Below are 18,519 nucleotides of genomic sequence, written 5' to 3'. Positions count from 1 at the left end.
CCCTTCGTCGTCCTACCTGCCCGACGCCGCAGGTTCAGCCGCGTCGCCGGGGGCGGCTGCGTCGTCGGGCAGGGGAGGCGTGACGCCCGACGACGCCGCTCCCGTCCGCGCGGACTCCTCCCCCGGGAGCGCGGGCGCGCTCCGCAGGGCCAGCAGCCCCACGAGGGGGACCGCCGTGAACAGCATGACCGTCGCGATGCGGACCCCGTAGTCGTTGACGACGGCCCCGCCCAGGGCGGCCAGCAGGAGCGCCAGCAGGAGCGGCCGCAGGATCGGCCACTGCTCCTCGGTCCGCGCGAACCACCTCGGGTTCCAGCGGAGGGTGCGCCACAGCATGAGCGCGGTGGCGATCACGATCACGAGCGTGAGCCAGGCCGGGACGCCGCTCGTGACCGTGCGCAGGGCGTACCCGGCCTTGCGGGCGATCGTCTCCCAGGCCGTGCCGTCGATGACGGACTGCACGAAGATCCCCAGGTGCGAGCGCTCGGCCACGGGCTGCATCCAGTCGAGCACCCCGATCACACCGACGAGCAGCACTCCGGCGACGCCGATCAGGAACAGCCGCTGCCACGTCACCCGGACGTTCGCGACGTGGAGCACGAGGACCGCGCACGCGGGCACGAGCACGAGCCCGCCGCCGACGTCGGCCCCGAGCGTCGGCCAGAGGTCGACCACGGTCGCGACCGCGCCGAGCCCGGCCGTGGCCAGGACGGCCATGACCTTGTGCCCGCGACGCAGGAGGATCGTCGCGACCGCCGCGGCCGTGAAGAGCGCGGCGACGACGTACACCGAGTAGGTCGGGTTGCCGTAGCCGTAGAACCGGCCGCCGAGCGTCGGGGACGGGCCGAGCGGGCTCCCCCTGTGCAGGGGCGTCCCGAGGACCGCGTCGAGGGTCAGGACCGCGAACGTGATGCCGGCGATCAGGGCAGGACCCGCCCAGGTCGGGCGGCGTGGCGCGAGCCCGCCGATGCCGGCGACGATCGCGGTGCAGCCGATCATCGCGGCCCACATCGCGGCGCTCGTCGCGGAGAAGCGCCACCATGCCCAGGTCGTCATGAGGAAGAGCCCGGCGGGCATCGCGGCGAGGAACAGCAGGGTGCCGTCGGCGACCCGTCGGGCGACCTGCGCGGACCGGGGGCGCTTCGTGGCCAGCCGAGGGACCAGGAACAGGGCCGCGGCGAGGATCGCGAGCGCGATCCACAGCGGGATCGTCGTGACGCTGCCCGCGACCCCGCGCAGTGCGTGGTCGCGCAGGGTCAGGTCGGCGAGCTGGTCGACGGACGTCGCGACGTCGGTGGGTCGCGGTGCCGACGACACGAGGGGCGCACCGGTGAACTGGGACGGCTGAGGCACGGTCGCCGCGTCGAGGACCGTCGTCGGGACGTCGAGCAGGCGCACGACGCCTTCCCACTTGGTCGATGCGGCGGAGAGGAACCGTGGTGTGGACTCGCCGGCCGCGTCGGCGAGCGCGACCCCGAGCGTGGGGCGGGCGCCCGCAGGGTTCCCGACGTCGACGACGAGGACCGTCGCGGGCGTCGGGCTGGCCCGCAGCACGCGCCGGACGGTCGAGTCGATCGCGCGGAGCTGGGTCTCGCGCAGCTTGGTCTGGGCCGCGGCGGCGGCCTCGGCCTCCTCGGCGGTGACGGCCGGCTCGGCAGGCTCGCCGTCGACCGTCCCCTCGACGTCACCGACGTCACCGGTGTCGCCGGTCTCGTCGGTGTCGCTGATGTCGCTGGTGTCGCTGGTCGGCAACGTGCCGAACGGCGCAGCGCCCGCGTCCACCATCGTCACGGGGCAGGAGAAGGCAGCGGTCGGGTCCGCCAGTGCCTGCTCGACCCCGAGGTAGCGCTCGACGCTCCCGTCCGTGCCGGCCAGCGCGAGCGCCGCCCCGGGGCCGACGGCCGTCGCGCACACCCCGGCGTCGGCGAGCTGGTCGCCGAGCACCCCGAGACGAGGCTTGAACTCCGAGGAGGCCTGGAGCGTCGTGAGCGGCTCCCAGCCGGAGACCGCGGCGGGAGCCGGCTCCGACGGGGACCCGTCGTCGGCGGGTGCTGCGGACTCCACGCTCCACGGGGCGCACCCCCACGTCCCGTCCTGCACCTCGCCGGTCACGGGCGCGCGGCCGGCGGAGAGCGCGAGCCAGCCCGCCCCGGTGCACTGCCCGCTGCGGCCCGTCACCCCGGGCGAGATGCCGCCCGCGCTCGCGCCGTCGCGCATCATGCCCCACAAGGTGGGGGTGACCGCGGGGGAGAGGTCCGTCCAGCGCACGCCCGACGTCCCGACGACGACCACGGGCGTGCCCGGCGCGGCGACGAGCTCGCCCCGTCCCGAAGGCACCGCACCGGCCGCGGGGAGGCTCTTCGGGGCCGGGACCACGACGAGGGCGAGCAGCACGACGGCGAGGAGCGCCCCACCGACGGAGAGGACGACGGCGGGCATGCGCCGCACGGGGGCGTCGGTCCGTGGGTCGACGACCTCCGTGCCCGGTCGACCGTCGGCGAACCACGCGGTGCCGAGCAGGCATGCCGCCATGACCAGGGTGAACGCCGCGACGACGATCCCCGAGTCGTTGGCCAGGGTGCCCACGACGGCGACCGTCACCACCGAGACCACGGTCGTCCGGAGGTGAGGCCACGTCTCGTACTGCGCGCGCAGCCCGGCCGGGCGGAAGCGGACCGGCCCCACGAGCACGAGACAGGCGGCGACGCACAGGAGCGTCACCGCGGCGCCCCCGGGGTTCGCGACCGTGGCCCAGGCACCTGCGGCCTTGGACGCGATCACCCCGAGAGCGTCGCCGTCGAGGACGTTTCCGAAGAACGTGCCCAGGTGCGAGGGCTTGCCCGGTCGAAGCCAGTCGATCGCGGCCACGAGCCCGACGACGACGACCGTCAGGACGGCCGCCGCAGCGACCCGTCGCACGGTGAACCGGGCGCCCGCGACCCCGACCACCAGGACCGTGAACGCGGGGACCAGGGCGATGATGCCCCCGAAGTCGGCGCCGAAGGCCGGCCACCCGTCGATGACGACCGTGACGACCCCGATCACGGACGTCGCGACGATCGCGGCACGGCGGCGGCCCAGGGCACCGAGCCAGGCGGCGACAGCGCCCGCGAGGACGAGCGCGCTGGCCGCGTAGACCGCGAACGTCATGTTGCCGAACCCGTAGAAGCGCGCCCCGAGGGACGGCGTCGACCCGAGGATCGAGCCCTGCTGGAGCACCGTGCCCGTGAGCCCGTCGACCGTCAGGATGAGCCACGTGATGCCCGCGGCCGACGCGGCGAGCCGCCACCGGCCCGGGGGCAGCGCACGCGAGAGGACCCAGGCCACGAGCGCGACCGCGACCGTCCCGACGACGCACCACAGCGCCGCCGTGAAGGTCGGTGCCGACGAGACCCACCACCGGGACAGGGCCGCGAGGTACGCCCCCGCGGGAGCGGTCGCGGCGAGCAGCAGGGCCGCCACGGCGAGTCGCGTCGCGACCGGGCCCACGCCCGTGCGGCGGCGTCGACCCAGGAGCACCCCGCCGACCGCCGCCGCGGCGAGGAGCACCACGGCCCCGACGAACATCGGCATCACGAACGTCGACGTGTTGCTCATCTCGGTGAGGTAGCGACGGTTCTCGACCGTGCGCTCCGTGCTCATGCGGCGCTTCTCGTCGACCTCGAGCGGGGAGCCCTGCAGGTCGGAGACGTCCGCGCCCGCGTTCGCCCCGACGGTCGCCGCCAGGTCGGCGAGAGTGACGATCCCGGGCCGACGGGTCGAGGCGGAGGCGAGCCAGCCGGCCGTGGTCGTTCCCTTGCGCCACTCGACGACGACCTGGAGCCCGTGCGCCTCGACCGGCGTGTCGGAGACCCCGGCGACGACGACCGTCGACCCCGTGGGCACGGTGTCGACCAGGTGGCTCAAGGTCTCGTCGAGGCCTTGGAGGGCTTCACGCCGTTCCGTCGGGTCGGACGGGAGCTCGCCGAGGTCGACGACCGTCACGGGGCACCGGGTGAGGTCCTCGGGCGAGAGAGCATTCAGGTCGGTCGCATACCGCGAGACGGCACCGGTCTCGTCGGCGAGCGCGATCGCCCCGCCGGGGCCGACAGCCGTCGAGCACGCCCCCGTCGCCGAGATCCGCGTGCCGAGGGTCCCCGGCGTCCCGGACATGGCGTGCGTGACAGGGGGCGACGACTCCACGGTCGGGTCGACGGTGAGGGACTCCCACCCGACGACCTGCCCAGGACCGACCGCCCCGGGGGCGCTCGACTGGACCGTCGGCATCGGGAGGCAGTCGAGCGGTACGTACGAGCCGGACTCGTCCGACTCCGGGTCGGGCGGGAGCTGGTCGGGGTCGTCGCTCGGGACGGGCTGGGGCGGGAGGGGCTTGCCGCCCGTCGAGAGCGTCAGCCAGGCGTCGACCGGGCACGTCACGGTGGTCGCGGTCCGCACCGAGATCGACGCCGCGGACCCCTCGCGGAGCATCGTCCACAGGGTCGGGGTGGACGTCTGGCTCACGTCGGACCAGTGGAGCCCACCGATCCCGACGACGACCGTCGGCTTCGTCGTCGGCTCGCTGGCCGTCGGGCTCGCGGCGACCGCTGCTGCGGGCAGCGCCGTCCCGACGAGCGCCGTGAGTGCGAGGAGCAGTGCGACGAACCCGCGGCGACGGGTGCGACGAGTGGTCTGTACGGGGGCCGGTTTCGTCACCGGACCAGCCTACGGGGGTCGCCGCGGGCGACCCGCCGAAGCGGGCGCGCGGTCACCGATCCTCCACACGGTCGGCGCACCTTGGGCGAGGGCAGGGTCGATCCGGTGGGGTCGGCGTCGTGCTGCCGGTCAGTCCCTGCCGGGAGCGCTCTGGCCGTTGCCGCCCGGCGCGTCGGGGTGCGGGGTGGCGCCGTCGTCGTCCTCGGCGAGGCCTCGCGTCGCGGGAGAGACCCCGTGGGCGAGGGGTCCGGTCGGGCCGGTGGGCTCGGCGGGCGGGGCTTGCTCCGCGGGCCGTGCCGGCGGCGGGGCCGCCGCCGTGTCGCCCGACAGGTAGCGCAGCCAGCCCGAGCCCGGGTCGCCCTCGATGACGAGGGCCCGGGTGAGCAGGGTCAGCGGGATCGCGAGGATCGCGCCCAGCGGGCCGATGACGAGCGTCCAGAACACGACCGAGAAGAAGCTCAGCGTGAGGCTCAGGTTCACGGCGTCGGCCACGAACTTGGGCTGCACCAGCACCTGCAGGACCACGTTGACGACGCAGTAGACGGCGACCACGGCCAGCGCGAGCGGCCAACCGCCCACGACGAGCGCCATGACCGCCGGTGGGACCAGACCGAGCACGAATCCGATGTTCGGGACGAAGTTCGTGACGAACGCGAGGATCGCCCAGACCGCCGGGGCCGGGACCCCCATCCACCACAGCGCCAGGCCGTCGATGATCGCGACGACCGCACCGAACGACGCGTTGACCACGAAGTAGCGGCGGACGCCCGAGTTGTACGCCGTGATGCGGTCGAGGGTCGCGGGGCGCTGCCCCCCGAAGCGCGAGCGCGCGTCCTGGTAGCGCGTCGCGTCGGCCGCCATGAAGATCACGTAGGCGAGCACGAAGAAGAAGGCCGTGAGGACCGACATGGCGGTCCCCCCGATCGTCGCGGCGAAACCCGCGATCGTGCTCGGGTCGAGCCACGACGTCACGGCATCCGTGACCTGCCCCTCGACACCGAACGACTCCAGCCATGTCGTGGCCTGCGAGAGCATGGCCGACAGGTCGTCGAGGTACTGCCCCACGAGGTCCGCGAACTGCACGCCCGCGAACGCGAGGAGCGCCGCGAGCGCGCCCAGGATCAGGTAGGCGACGACGATCGTGGTGGTCGTGGCCGCCCACCGGGGCCACCCGCGCCGCTGGAGCGGGCCCCGGACCGGCTGCACGATGATGACCACGACCGCGGCGAGTGCCAGCGGGCCGAACAGGCTGCGCGCGAAGTAGACCCCCGCGAGGACGATCACGGCGGCGGCCAGGCTGAGCAGTGTGCGGGTCGAGGGGGCCAGACCTGGCGGACGAGCGGCGTCCTGCAGTGCGGTCATCTGGGCGGTGCTCCTCGGTAGGTCGGTACGTCAGGTCGAATGATGCCTGCCGGTCAGGCGGTCCGCACGACCAGACCGCCCGGCTCGACCCAGGCCTCGAGCTCGACGGCCCTGCCCAGGAGGTCGCCGTCGACCTGCGCCTGCTCGCCGCCCTCGACGCGGACCCGGACACGCTTGGCGCGCGCGTGGTCGATCCGGCCGATCTTCGCAGGCAGGTCGTTGCGCACCCCGAAGCCCTGCATGACGACGTCGCCGAAAAGCTGCGCCCAGCCCACCACCCCGCCACGGGTGTCGATCGCGGCGACGTCGAGGATGCCGTCGTCGAGCACCGCGTCGGGCAGCAGCGTGATACCGCCCGGCAGCTTGCCGCAGTTCCCGACCAGCAGCGTACGGAGCTTGGCGTGGACCGGGGGAGTGTCGTCGAGCTGGATCTGGGCGCGCAGGCGACGACCGTGCAGGTGGCGGATGCCCGCGACGAAGTATGCGACCCAGCCGACCCTGGCCTTGAGGGTCGCGTCGGCGTCGGCGACCATCGCGGCGTCGAAACCTAGCCCCGCGATGACGAGGAAGATGTGCGCGGTCTCGGTGTCCTGCTCGGGGAGTGCGTCGCCTGCGCCGGCCGTCCCGGTCCCGGTGACGGCCTCGTCCGCCTCGCCGGTCCCGGGGGTATCACCGGTCGTGTCGTCACCGGCCGCACCCGCTCCCGCGGTGCCGGTCCGTGCGGGGTCGCGCGCGGCGCCGTCGGGCTGCGCGAACTCCAGGACGCGCGCCCACCCGACGTCGATCACGCGGTCCGCACCCGCGACGACGATGCGCAGGGCCTCGTCCGGGTCGGCGACGGGCAGGTCGAGGTTGCGTGCGAGGAGGTTGCCCGTGCCGAGCGGCACCAGGCCCATGGGCTTGCCCGTGCCGACCATGCCCTCGGCGACGGCCCGGACCGTGCCGTCGCCACCGACCGCGACGACGATGTCGGCGCCGCGGGCCAGGGCCTCGCGGGTCTGCCCGACGCCCGGGTCCTCGATCGTGGTCTCGAGCCACAGGGGTTCGGGCAGGTCGGCCTCGGCGCACACGCGCCGGACCGTCCGTTCGAGGTTCGCGACGGCGGGCTTGGACGGGTTCGCGACGAACGCGATGAGCTGGCCGACGTCCTCCGCGAGAACCTCGGTGACCGCGAGCGGGGGGTCGAGCCGGCGTCGGCGTCGCTGCTGCGACCAGACCGTCATCGCGACGGTGAGCGCGACGGCGGAGATGGCGACCGCTGCGACCCCCAACCACATTTCCCAACCCATGTCGGACACGGTAGTGCCCGGGGTGCCGGGGGTGACGGGCGAGCCCGCCGAAGGTGACGTACTCGACTGCCGTGGCGCCCCCGGTCGCCGAAGGTGGCGCCCCCGGTCGCCGAAGGTGGCGCCCCCGGTCGCCGAAGGTGACGCGCCAGCCTGCCGAGGGCGACGCGACGTCACCCTCGGCCCTTGGCGCGGTCACCCGCGGCGCTCGGGGAGGTCACCCCCGGCGGTCTCCCGCGCCTCGCTCCCACGCGGCCCACAGCTGCGCGTACCGGCCACCGGCCCCGCACAGCGCGTCGTGCGTCCCCGACTCGACGATCCGTCCCGCCTCCATGACGACGACACGGTCCGCGGTCCGGGCCTGGCTCAGCCGGTGCGCGATGACGACGGCGGTCCGCCCCGACAGCGCTGCCCGTGCGGCCCGGTCGAGGGCCGCGGCGCCGGATGTCCCGACCTCGGCGGTCGCCTCGTCGAGGACGACGACCGCCGGGTCGAGCAGCACGATCCGCGCGAGCGCGAGCTGTTGCGCGCGGTCGGGCGACAGGTCGAGCCCGCCCGCACCGACGACGGTGGCGAGGCCGTCCGGCAGGTCGTGCGCCCAGTGCGCCTCGACCGCGTCGAGGGCCGCGGTCAGCTCGGCGTCGCTCGCGTCGGGCGCTGCGAGGCGCAGGTCCTCGGCGAGCGTCCCGCTGAAGACGTGGACCTCCTGGCTCACCATCGCGGCGCCCCTCGTCCGGCCGGTGGAGTCGTTCACGGCCCGACGGCGTCGCCCCGGTGCCTCGCCCAGGACGCGCACGGCGCCGCGTGTCGGGCGGTGGATGCCCATCGCGAGCTTCGCGACCGACGTCTTGCCGGCCCCCGACGCTCCGACGAGCGCGACGTGCTCGCCCTCGGCGACGTCGAGGTCGACCTCGGTCACGACGTCGCGCCCCGGCGTGTAGGCGAACGTCACGCCACGAAGCACGACGGCGGAGCGTGTCCGCCGGGAGGTGGCGGCCGGTCCGGGGCGGTCACCCCCCGCAGAGTTCCGGTCACCCTCGGCGGACAGGGCGTCACCCTCGGCGGTCCCTGGCGTCGCCGTCAGCGGCGCCGTCGTCACGCCCACGAGTCGCGCGAGCCCCGCGCCCGCCTTCTGGATCTCGTCGAACTCGCCCAGCACCGTCCCGATCGGCCCGAACAGCCGGTGGAAGTACAGCGCGGCCGCGGTCGCCGCGCCGACCGTCACGGCGTCGCCCGAGACGAGCCAGAACCCCACGGCCAGCACGGCTCCGAGCCCGATCAGCTCGGCGACGTTGAGCCGGTTGTAGAAGCGGGTGAGCAGCCCGATCCCGGTGAGCGACAGGTCGATCGCCCGCAACGACGACCGGGCGACGAGCGCCTCGTGCCGGTCGCCGTGGCCGAGCGTCGTGACCGTCGTCGCGCCCGCGACGGTCTCGATGACCTGCTCGGTGCGCTGCGCCTCGGCGATGCGCACCTCCCGGTACACGGGGCCCGAGCGGCGCAGGAACCAGCGCAGCGACACGACCTGCAGGGGAGCGGCCGCGATCGCGGCGAGCGCGAAGCGCCAGTCCAGGGCGCCGAGCCCCACGAGCGTCAGGACGATCGTGAACGCGGCCGACGTGACGGCGGGCAGCACGCCCGAGATCGCCTCGCTCACGGCGTCGACGTCTCCCGAGACGCGGGCGACGACGTCGCCGACACCCGCTCGCTCGACCTGTTCGAGGGGCAGGTCGAGCGCGCTCGCGAGGACGTCCTCGCGCAGGTCGGCGAGCGCGCCTTCGCAGATCCGGGCGAGCAGGGTCTGGCCGAGGTAGCCGAGGCCCGCGCTCAGCACACCGGCCCCGAGGAGCAGCAGCGCGTAGCGGACGAGGTCGGAGGTCTCGCCGCCCTCCGCGACGACGTTGACCAGGGCCCCGAGCAGCGCGGGGGTCGCGAGGCCTGCGACGGAGCCGGTCAGGAGGACCGCGACGGTCCCGGTGAAGAGCCACCGACGCCGGGTGAGCATGCGCCACAGGGCGGCGTTGGTCGCGGCGGTCGTGGCGACGGGCAGGATCTCGTGCGCCGGGGCGGCGCGGTCTGCCACGGTCGCGGCGCGGGCGCTCACGAGGCGACCAGCTCGGCGTCGGCATCGGCAGGGCCGTCGATCCCGGTACCTCCGGCGGCCCCGCTCACGGCCACCACCACGTGGTCGCAGACCGCGAGCAGCGTCGGGCTGGTCGTGACGAGCAGCAGCGCCCGGTCGGGGAGGTCCCGGAGACCCGCGGCGATCCGGGCCTCGGTCACGGTGTCGACGGCGGTCGTCGGGTCGTGCAGCACGAGGACGGGTTCGGGGCGGTGCAGCGCGCGCCCGAGGACGAGGCGTTGGCGCTGTCCGCCGGACAGGTGCTGGCCGCGGCCGGTCAGGTGTGTGTCGAGGCCGTCGGGCAGGTGCCCGAGCACCTCGGTCGTCCCGGACGCGTCGAGCGCGCGCGGGTCGAGCGGACCGTCGGGCGCGAGGTTGTCGCGCACGGTCGTGCTGAACAGCGACGCGTCGTGCCGGGCCGCGAAGACGAGAGTGCGTCCGGCCGTCGGGTCGAGCGTCGAGAGATCGGTCCCGTCGACGACGACGGCCCCGGGTGGGGCGGGTGCGCGGCACCCGAGGACGTCGACGAGCGCGGCCGCGTCTCCGGCGTCGGGCAGGACGACGCCCACGACCTGGCCGCGGCGGACCGTGACGGGCCCGAGCGCGGAGCGGCCGAAGGTTCCGGCGAGGGTCAACGAGCCGCCCGACGGCGTCGGGCAGGCCACGCCCGTGTCCACAGGCCGGGCCGCGGCGCTGTGGACGGTCGGCTCGCCCAGCAGGCGGAGCAGGCGTCGTGCGGACGCCCGCTTCTGCGCGAGCTCGACGCCCAGGAACCCGGTCCGGGACATGGGCTCCTGGACGAACTGCGCGAGGCCGACGACGGCGACGAGCTCGCCCACGGTGATCTGCCCGGCGAGCGCCATGCGGCCCGCGAACAGTGCGACCACCGCGAGGAAGACCACCGAGAGCACCTCGCTGACGGCCTGGTACGCGGCGCGGGAGCGGACGGCGCGCAACGCGGCCGCGAGGGAGCCGCGGCTCGCGCGGCGGTAGCGGTCGGAGGCGGCCTGCTCCGCACCCAGCCCCTTGAGGACGCGCAGCCCGGTGACGAGGTCGGTCGCGAGGCCTCCCGCGCGCGCCGCGGTCTCCTGCTCGGCCTCGCTGCGCGCCTCGAGCGGGACGGACAGCCGGTGCATGACGAGCAGCATCACGGGGGTCGCGACGAGGACCGCGACGCCGAGCGGGACGGACACGAGCAGGAGGCTCACGGCGGTCGTGCCGATCGCGGCGAGCGCGCCGAGCTGTCCCGTGACGAGCCAGGAGATCCCGGCGACGCGGTTCGTGTCGGAGGACGCGATCGTCAGTGTCTCGCCGGCCGCGCGGCGACGGGCCATGCCGCGCGGGTCGAGGACGCGCGCGACGGTGAGCTGGCGCAGGTCGTGCGCGGCGAACGAGAAGGCGCGGACGGTCGAGCGCATGCCGATGCGCCAGGCCGTGGTCAGGACGAGGAAGACCGCCGCGAGGACGCCGAGCCACAGGCCGAGCGCGGCGCCGTCGCGCGGCATGATCGCGCGGTCCACGACGATGCCGATCAGCACGGGCACGAGCGCCTCGGCGACCTGGTGGACCATGAAGCCGCTCGCGCCCGCGGTCAGCAGGAGCCAGCGGCGGTCGCGTGCGAGGACGAGGCGGAAGACGCCGCCGACGGTCGTCGGCGCTGCGTCGCCGGCTGCCGGCGGGGGAGGCGAGCCCGGCTCCGGGCGTGCGGGACGGCGAGGTCGGAGGGGCATGCTTGCTAAGGTAATGCTTACCTTCTTGAGCCGATGTGGGATAGCCTGCCGGATCATGTCGCTCATCGGCCAGGAACTCTCCGCTCCCCTCGTGCCCGTCCGATTCCCGGGGGGCGGCCACGAGACCACCGGCGACCCGCGCGACTCCGACGTCGTCGAGGCCGCCGCGCTCCTGGCGGCCGCGCGCGAGGTCCGGTCCGTGTCGACGTCCCACTTCCCACCCAGCACCCCGGGGCTGTGGCCCGTGCACGTCCACGCGTTCCACGAGCTGCTGTGGGGCACGCAGGGCGTGCTCACCGTCGAGACCGAGCACGGGTTCTTCGCGGTCCCGCCGACGATCGGCCTGTGGATCCCCGCAGGGGTCGCGCACGCGGTCCAGACGGCGGGCGGCACGGGCTTCTACTGCACGTACGTGGACGCGGACGCGTCGGCGTCGCCCGCGCCGCAGGCCTCCGGCGAGGCGCTCGCGGACGACCCCTTCGTCGCGGTCCTCGACCGCGCGCACCGCACCACCGCGGTCTCGGTCCCGCCTGCGGCGCGCGAGCTCATGGTCCACCTGTCGCAGCGCGACATGGCCCCGGCGGCCCGACGGCGCAGCGAGCGTGTCGTCGTCGACCTCCTGTCTCCCGTGGACGTCACGCCCATGGTGCTGCCCATGCCCTCGGACGCGCGCCTGGCGTCGGTCGCCAGGCGTCTGCTGGAGGACCCTGCCGACACGCGCTCCCTCGAGGCGTGGGCGCACGAGGTGTCGGTGAGCGTGCGCAACTTCTCCCGGCTGTTCCACCGGGAGACGGGCATGACGTTCGCGCAGTGGCGGATCCACGCGCGGGTCCGGGTCGCGATCGGGCTGCTCGCGGGCGGGATGCCGGTGGGGACCGTCGGGCGCCGGGTCGGGTACCGGACGCCGAGCGCGTTCGTGCAGTCGTTCCGGCGGGTGCTCGGTCATACGCCGGGCTGGTACGTGGCCTCGGTGAGGGCCGATGCGGAACATCCCCTGGCCGCTGGTGGCGACGATCGGCCGGTCCTGGAGCCGCGAGCCTGGTTAGGGTAGGGATACCTAACCATCTCTGACGGGGACTCGCGTCGCCGTCCCCTGCCCGGGAGCCCCTGTGACCCTCGTCCTGCCTGCCCGTCCCGACGCGTCCGACGGGACGCCACTGGTCGCTGAGCGCCCGCCCGTCGCCGAGGAACAGTGGCAGCGGATCGTCGCGGCGATCACCCGCCGCGACTTCCTGATCGGCGCCGGGGCCCTGACGGTCGCCGGGATCCTCGCCGCGTGCGGCGACGGACAGGTCGGGCCCGGCTCGGCCGCGGGCGGGGAGACCCAGCCCTTCGAGCACGACGGCTACCGCACCGACCTTCCCCTGCACCCCGAGCGCGTCGTCGTCCTGGAGGCCCGCGCGGGGCTCGAGTTCGCGCTGCTCGCCGGGCTGCCGATCGTGGCGACGGAGTGGTCCGACGAGAGCCACCTCATGGCGCACCTGCCGCAGGGGGTCGCGCGGCTCGGAGGCTCGAACATCGAGCCCAACGCGGAGTCGATCCTCTCCCACTCGCCCGACATGCTCGTCGTCGGCGCGGGATGGTGGAACTACTACCAGGAGAACGAGCTGCTGGCCGAGGGCATCGCTCCGGTCCTCGTCGTCGGCGACGACGACCCGGACTGGAAGGCGTCGCTGCGTCGCCAGCTCGCCGCGTTCGGTCGCGAGCAGCAGGCGACCGAGGCGATCGACGCCTACGACGCCACGGTCGCAGACGTCGCCGCCGAGATCGCCCCGCTCGTGACGGGCCGCAAGGTCGTCATCGCGGGCGCCGACGAGGAGGGCTTCTGGATCCAGGAGCCCGACAGCTTCTGCTCGGGCATCGCGCGTGACGTCGGCATGGACCTCGTGCTCCCCGAGGCAGGGCAGAGCAACGGCTCGGTGTCGAGGTACTCGTTCGAGAACCTCGACGTCTTCCACGACGCCGACCTCATCGTCCTCCAGAACCCCGACGACCCCGCGACGACCAACCCCGCCTGGCAGGCCGTGCCCGCCGTCCACGCGGGTCGCGTCGCCGAGCTCCGCTACGACCGCAACTTCGGGCTCGCCCTGACGGCGCAGGTCTTCGCCGAAGACCTGCGCGAGGCCGCACGCCTGCTCTGACCTCGGCGCTGTGGGCGCCAGGCGCCCTCAGCCCTCCACGCCCGCAACCGCGGGCCCCTCACGACAGCTCCGTCCCTCACCGCGGCTCCCGCGGCCCTCCCGAACCAGGACGTCCCATGACCACACGCACCACCCGCTCGGCCCGCACCACCCGCTCAGCCCTTGCCGCCGCCTCCGCGGCGACGTTCGCCCTGCTGCTCGGCGCCTGCGCCTCGGGCACCGACGCAGGATCCGGCTCCGGTGCCGCCGAGGCCGAGACCCGCACGGTCGACAGCGCGTTCGGCGAGACCACGATCCCGACCGACCCGCAGGCCGCGCTCGGGGTCTACACGACCGACCTCGACATGCTCATCACGCTCGGCATCCCGCTCGCGGACTCCCAGCCGATCCGCTCGCAGGGGTACACGACGTTCCCGTCGTTCTTCGACCAGAAGGCGCTCGAGGGCATCAAGACGTTCGAGAACTTCCCCGAGTACAACTACGAGGAGATCCTCGCCGCGAAGCCCGACGTGATCCTCAACGGCCTGGGCTACGACGACGAGCTCGTGGCCAAGCTCCCCGACATCGCCCCGACGTACAGCTTCAACGGGTTCGACGGCCGCGACTGGCGCGAGAGCTTCGCCGAGGTCGCGAAGGCGTTCGACAAGGTCGCCGAGCACGACGCCTGGACCGCGAAGTACCAGGCCAAGGTCGACGACGTGAAGGCGCGGCTCGCCGCGGCCGGCATCGACCCGGTCGTCGGGCCGGTCGGCTACGGCGACGGCGAGGTCATCACGTCCTGCTACGGCACGCCCTGCCTCGTCTTCAAGGACCTCGGTCTCAAGATCACGCCGCTCGTCGAGCCCGAGGAGGGCACCACGCTCGGCACCGAGCAGCTCGAGCAGCTCGCGGGGATCGACTGGGTCTTCACCTCGACCGCCCCCGACGAGAAGACGGGCGAGCTCACCGACCCGTTCGCCGAGCTCGCGGGCAACGGCCTGTGGACCTCGCTGCCGTTCGTCGCGAACGGGAACATCGCCGTGCACGACATGGAGATGATCTACGGCTCGCCCAGCGGCCAGTACGCGTTCCTCGAGGTCGTCGAGAAGGCGCTGCTGCCGTGATGCGCATCCACCGCGCCGAGGTCGTGGCCGTCGAGCGCCTGACCGCCGGCATGATCCGGGTGACGCTCGGTGGCGAGGGCCTCGCGGACTTCGAGTCCACGGGCGTCGGCGACGAGTACCTGCGGGTCTTCCTGCCCACACCGGGCGAGGCCGAGCCCGTCCTGCCGTTCGCGACCGAGGACTCGTGGGACTACCCCGAGGGCGTCGTCGCGTCGCCCATGCGGACCTACACGGTCCGCGCGGTGCCCGAGCCGGGCGTGGTCGTGATCGACTTCGTCGTCCATGACGGGGGAGTCGCAGCGACCTGGGCCCAGCAGGCGAAGCCGGGCGACGTCGTCGGGCTGAACTCCCCGCGCGGGCTGTACGACCCGCCCGCGGACCTCGCCTGGCAGATCCTCCTCGCGGACGCGACGGGCCTGCCCGCGGTCGGGCGGCTGATCGAGCAGGCCCCGGCGGGCGTGCGCACGCGCGTCGTCGTCGAGGTGCCCGACGCGGGCCACCGCCAGTCCTTCCCCGCCAACCCGGACGTCGACATCGCGTGGGTCTACGGCGGCAACGGCCACGGCCCGTGCCGGCTCGAGGAGGTCCTGCGGAGCATCGACCTGCCCGACGGCGTCGGGTACGTCTGGTTTGCGGGCGAGACCAAGGTGCTGCGCGCCGTCCGCAAGTACCTGCGCCACGAGCGCGGGCTGCCGGTCACGGCCTACAAGACCATCGGGTACTGGACCGCCAAGGCGGAGGAGTGGGAGGAGCGCTGGGAGAACCTCGACCCGAGCGTCAAGGCGTGGATCGACTCCCTGTGGGCGGACGAGGACCGTGACGAGGAAGAGATCACGGACGCGTACTTCGACAAGCTCGAGTCGCTGGGGCTGTGAGATGACGACGACCGAACGCGCCCCCGCACCCACCCAGGACGGTCCTCCACCCGGCGAGGCCCGGGCGGCGAGCACCACCGACAGGGCGCCCGGCCTCGCCGCGACCAACGCGACGCGGACCGCGTGGCTGCTCGTCGCCGTCGGGGTCCTGGTCGTCATGGTCTTCGTGAGCCTCGCCGTGGGCTCCAAGACGATCCCGCTCGCCTCGGTGTGGTCCGCGCTCGTCGGCGCGCCCGGCGCCGACCCGAACGACGTGGTCATCCTGCGCGACCTGCGTCTGCCCCGGACGGCCCTGGGCCTGCTGGTCGGGGTCGCGCTCGGGCTCTCGGGCGCGCTCATCCAGGCGCTGACCCGCAACCCGCTCGCCGACCCCGGCATCCTGGGCGTCAACGCGGGCGCAGGGTTCGCCGTGGTGCTCGGGGTCGCGACGTTCGGCGTCGTCAACATCCAGCAGTACATCTGGTTCGCGTTCCTCGGGGCGATCGTGACGACCGTCGTGGTCTACCTCATCGGTTCGCTCGGGCGCGGGGGAGCGACGCCCGTCCGGCTCACGCTCGCCGGCATCTCGATCGGCGCGGTCCTCGGCGGGATCTCGTCGGGGATCACGCTCCTCAACCCGCAGGTCTTCGACAAGATGCGCTACTGGGGTGCGGGCACGCTCAGCAACCGCTCGTGGGAGATGGTCGGGACGGTCACGCCGTTCATCCTCGTGGGCGTCGTGCTCGCGGTCGTCGCCGCACGCCCGCTCAACGCGGTCGCGCTCGGCGACGACCTCGCCCGGTCCCTCGGGGCCGGCATCCACCGCACCCGCACGATCGTGGTCGTCGCGGTCACGCTCCTGTGCGGGGCGGCGACCGCTGCCGCGGGCCCCATCGGGTTCGTGGGGCTCATGGTCCCGCACGTCGCGCGCTGGATCGTGGGCCCCGACCAGCGGTGGATCCTGTCCTACACGCTCGTCCTGTCGCCCGTCCTGCTCCTGGTGTCCGACGTCGCAGCGCGCCTGGTCCTGCGGCCCGCCGAGCTGCAGGTCGGCATCGTGACCGCGTTCGTCGGCGCCCCGGTCCTCATCTGGCTCGTGCGACGCAGGCAGGTGAGCGGGCTGTGACCGCGCCCGTGCGGACGCCGCCCGCCGAGGACGCCGCGGCTCCCGTGACACCCCCCGGGACGCCGGGCGCGCCGCGCGCCCGCCTCGACCTCGGCCGACCCACGCGTGTCGTGCGCACGCGCCGCGGACGGTTCTCCGCCCGCCTCGACGTGCGCGCCGCCGTCGTGACCCTCGTGCTCGTGGTGCTCGCCGCGGCCGTGGGCGTCGTCGCGCTCGGCGTCGGCGACTACGCCGTCGCCGTGCCGGACGTGCTGCGCGCACTCACCGGCGACGCCCCTGAGGTGATCCGCATGGTCGTCGTCGAGTGGCGCCTCCCGCGCGTCCTCCTCGCGATCCTGCTCGGCGGCGCCCTGGGCATGAGCGGCGCGATCTTCCAGTCCCTGACCCGCAACCCCCTCGGCAGCCCCGACATCATCGGGTTCAACACCGGCGCGTACACCGGGGCGCTCGTCGTGATCCTGCTGCTCGGCGGCTCGTACAGCGCGGTCGCCGCCGGGGCCATGATCGGCGGCCTCGCGACCGCGGGCATCGTCTACCTGCTGGCGTACAAGAACGGCGTCCAGGGCTTCCGGCTCATCATCGTCGGCATCGCGATCAGCGCCATGCTCGCGTCCGTCAACACGTGGCTCATCCTCAAGGCGGACCTCGCGCGCGCCATGGCTGCCGCGACCTGGGGAGCGGGCAGCCTCAACGGGCTGTCCTGGACCCAGGTGCTGCCCGTCGTGCTCATCCTCGCGGTGCTCGTGCCGCCCCTGTTCCTCCTGGGGCGACGCATGAACGTCCTCGAGATGGGCGACGACGCCGCGCAGGCCCTCGGCGTCCGCTCCGAACGCACGCGGCTCTCGCTCGTCGTCGTGGGGGTCGCGCTCACCGCGCTCGTCACGGCCGCGGCCGGACCCATCGCGTTCATCTCGCTCGCCGCACCCCAGCTCGCCCGACGGCTCACGCGCGGCGCGACCGTCGGCCTCGCGTCCTCGGCCGCCATGGGGGCCGCGCTGCTCGCCGCGAGCGACCTCGTCGCGCAGCGGGCGTTCGCGCCCACGCAGCTCCCCGTGGGCGTCGTGACCGTCAGCATCGGCGGCTGCTACCTCGTGTGGCTGCTCGCCCGGGAGGCGAGGCGGCAGTGAGCACCCGGACCCGCACGGCCCCGACCAGCCCCACCCCTCCCGAGGAGACGGCGATGACCGCCACGACCACGACGCCGGCGACCCCGGCGACCACGACCCCGACCGCGGCCGACGCGCCCGCGGCAGGCTACGCCGTCGGGCAGGCCGGGCCCGGTGCGCCGGGCGAGCCTCGGCTGCGCGCCGAAGGGCTCAGCATCGGGTACCACGAACGCATCGTGTCCCAAGGGCTCGACGTCGCGATCCCCGACCGGTCCTTCACCGTGATCGTCGGGCCCAACGCGTGCGGCAAGTCGACCCTGCTGCGCGCCCTGTCACGGCTGCTCACACCGAGCGCCGGGCAGGTCGTGCTGGACGGGAAGACCATCACGTCCTACAAGGCCAAGGAGGTCGCGCGACGGCTCGGGCTCCTGCCCCAGACGTCGATCGCGCCCGACGGCATCACCGTCGCCGACCTCGTCGCCCGCGGCCGCTACCCGCACCAGAAGCTCCTGCGGCAGTGGTCGCGCGAGGACGAGGACGCCGTCGTGCGGGCGCTCGCGGCCACGCAGGTCACGCCGCTCTCGGCGCGGCCCGTCGACGAGCTCTCCGGTGGGCAGCGCCAGCGCGTCTGGGTGTCCATGGTGCTCGCCCAGGAGACCGAGCTGCTGCTGCTCGACGAGCCCACGACGTTCCTCGACATCGCGCACCAGATCGAGCTGCTCGAGCTGTTCGGCGACCTCAACCGCGAGGGCCGCACGCTCGTCGCGGTGCTGCACGACCTCAACCACGCCTGCCGCTACGCGACGCACCTGGTCGCGATGAAGGACGGGGCCGTGGTGGCGCAGGGGGCGCCGGGCGAGATCGTGACGGCCGAGCTGGTCGAGGAGGTGTTCGGGCTGCGCTGCACGATCATCGACGACCCGGTCACGGGGACCCCGCTGGTGATCCCGCTGGGTCGCCGAGGGTGACGCCCCGGCCCGCCGGGGGGACGTCACCC

At 74.1% G+C, this 18,519-nt stretch carries 12 protein-coding genes; 7 read left to right on the top strand and 5 right to left on the bottom strand.

What is annotated here, in order from left to right:
* Window positions 1-12: 12 nt before the first annotated feature.
* The 5 genes from ACFRCR_RS07995 to ACFRCR_RS07975 form a co-directional block, all read right to left on the bottom strand.
* Window positions 13-4,692 (bottom strand): hypothetical protein, encoded by a 4,680-nt coding sequence (locus tag ACFRCR_RS07995; RefSeq protein WP_377676596.1) that lies wholly within the window; start codon window positions 4,690-4,692, stop codon window positions 13-15.
* Between the two features lie 129 nt (window positions 4,693-4,821).
* Window positions 4,822-6,054 (bottom strand): AI-2E family transporter, encoded by a 1,233-nt coding sequence (locus tag ACFRCR_RS07990; RefSeq protein WP_377676594.1) that lies wholly within the window; start codon window positions 6,052-6,054, stop codon window positions 4,822-4,824.
* Window positions 6,055-6,107: 53 nt separating this feature from the next.
* Window positions 6,108-7,343 (bottom strand): diacylglycerol/lipid kinase family protein, encoded by a 1,236-nt coding sequence (locus ACFRCR_RS07985; RefSeq protein ID WP_377676593.1) that lies wholly within the window; start codon window positions 7,341-7,343, stop codon window positions 6,108-6,110.
* A gap of 214 nt (window positions 7,344-7,557) precedes the next feature.
* Entirely contained in the window at window positions 7,558-9,444 is a 1,887-nt protein-coding gene (locus tag ACFRCR_RS07980) for an ABC transporter ATP-binding protein (protein WP_377676591.1), read from the bottom strand.
* Entirely contained in the window at window positions 9,441-11,192 is a 1,752-nt protein-coding gene (locus tag ACFRCR_RS07975) for an ABC transporter transmembrane domain-containing protein (protein ID WP_377676589.1), read from the bottom strand. Before ACFRCR_RS07975 ends, ACFRCR_RS07980 begins: the two co-directional genes overlap by 4 nt.
* A 55-nt stretch (window positions 11,193-11,247) precedes the next feature.
* On the opposite strand from ACFRCR_RS07975, the gene ACFRCR_RS07970 reads away from it, so the two are divergent.
* The 7 genes from ACFRCR_RS07970 to ACFRCR_RS07940 all read left to right on the top strand — a co-directional run bounded on the left by ACFRCR_RS07970 (window position 11,248) and on the right by ACFRCR_RS07940 (window position 18,490).
* Window positions 11,248-12,243, top strand: a complete 996-nt coding sequence (locus ACFRCR_RS07970; protein ID WP_377676588.1) for a helix-turn-helix domain-containing protein — start codon at window positions 11,248-11,250, stop codon at window positions 12,241-12,243.
* A gap of 58 nt (window positions 12,244-12,301) precedes the next feature.
* Entirely contained in the window at window positions 12,302-13,333 is a 1,032-nt protein-coding gene (locus tag ACFRCR_RS07965; RefSeq protein WP_377676586.1) for an ABC transporter substrate-binding protein, read from the top strand.
* Between the two features lie 116 nt (window positions 13,334-13,449).
* Window positions 13,450-14,436 (top strand): ABC transporter substrate-binding protein, encoded by a 987-nt coding sequence (locus ACFRCR_RS07960; protein WP_377676584.1) that lies wholly within the window; start codon window positions 13,450-13,452, stop codon window positions 14,434-14,436.
* On the top strand, window positions 14,436-15,311 hold the full coding sequence (locus ACFRCR_RS07955; RefSeq protein WP_377676599.1) for a siderophore-interacting protein: 876 nt from the start codon (window positions 14,436-14,438) through the stop codon (window positions 15,309-15,311). The genes ACFRCR_RS07960 and ACFRCR_RS07955 overlap by 1 nt, the downstream gene beginning before the upstream one ends.
* Before the next feature lies 1 nt (window position 15,312).
* Window positions 15,313-16,416: an iron chelate uptake ABC transporter family permease subunit gene (locus tag ACFRCR_RS07950; RefSeq protein WP_377676582.1), complete on the top strand. Its 1,104-nt coding sequence runs from the start codon at window positions 15,313-15,315 to the stop codon at window positions 16,414-16,416.
* Between the two features lie 44 nt (window positions 16,417-16,460).
* A complete protein-coding gene (gene fepG / locus ACFRCR_RS07945; RefSeq protein ID WP_377676597.1) occupies window positions 16,461-17,543 on the top strand; it encodes an iron-enterobactin ABC transporter permease in 1,083 nt (360 codons plus the stop codon).
* 53 nt (window positions 17,544-17,596) lie between these two features.
* Complete coding sequence (locus ACFRCR_RS07940; protein ID WP_377676580.1) at window positions 17,597-18,490, top strand: ABC transporter ATP-binding protein; 894 nt, start codon at window positions 17,597-17,599, stop codon at window positions 18,488-18,490.
* Window positions 18,491-18,519 lie beyond the last annotated feature (29 nt).

The organism is Oerskovia sp. NPDC056781 (assembly GCF_042789955.1).
Classification (GTDB): domain Bacteria; phylum Actinomycetota; class Actinomycetes; order Actinomycetales; family Cellulomonadaceae; genus Oerskovia; species Oerskovia rustica.
This window is presented reverse-complemented; position numbering and strand designations above follow the sequence as displayed.

Excerpts from the sequence above, each read along its gene's own strand:
- ACFRCR_RS07975 (WP_377676589.1), bottom strand. The coding sequence starts at position 11,192 with ATGCCCCTCCGACCTCGCCGTCCCGCACGCCCGGAGCCGGGCTCGCCT.
- ACFRCR_RS07985 (WP_377676593.1), bottom strand. The coding sequence starts at position 7,343 with ATGGGTTGGGAAATGTGGTTGGGGGTCGCAGCGGTCGCCATCTCCGCC.
- ACFRCR_RS07970 (WP_377676588.1), top strand. The coding sequence starts at position 11,248 with ATGTCGCTCATCGGCCAGGAACTCTCCGCTCCCCTCGTGCCCGTCCGA.
- ACFRCR_RS07955 (WP_377676599.1), top strand. The coding sequence starts at position 14,436 with ATGCGCATCCACCGCGCCGAGGTCGTGGCCGTCGAGCGCCTGACCGCC.
- ACFRCR_RS07960 (WP_377676584.1), top strand. The coding sequence starts at position 13,450 with ATGACCACACGCACCACCCGCTCGGCCCGCACCACCCGCTCAGCCCTT.
- ACFRCR_RS07940 (WP_377676580.1), top strand. The coding sequence starts at position 17,597 with ATGACCGCCACGACCACGACGCCGGCGACCCCGGCGACCACGACCCCG.
- ACFRCR_RS07950 (WP_377676582.1), top strand. The coding sequence starts at position 15,313 with ATGACGACGACCGAACGCGCCCCCGCACCCACCCAGGACGGTCCTCCA.
- ACFRCR_RS07990 (WP_377676594.1), bottom strand. The coding sequence starts at position 6,054 with ATGACCGCACTGCAGGACGCCGCTCGTCCGCCAGGTCTGGCCCCCTCG.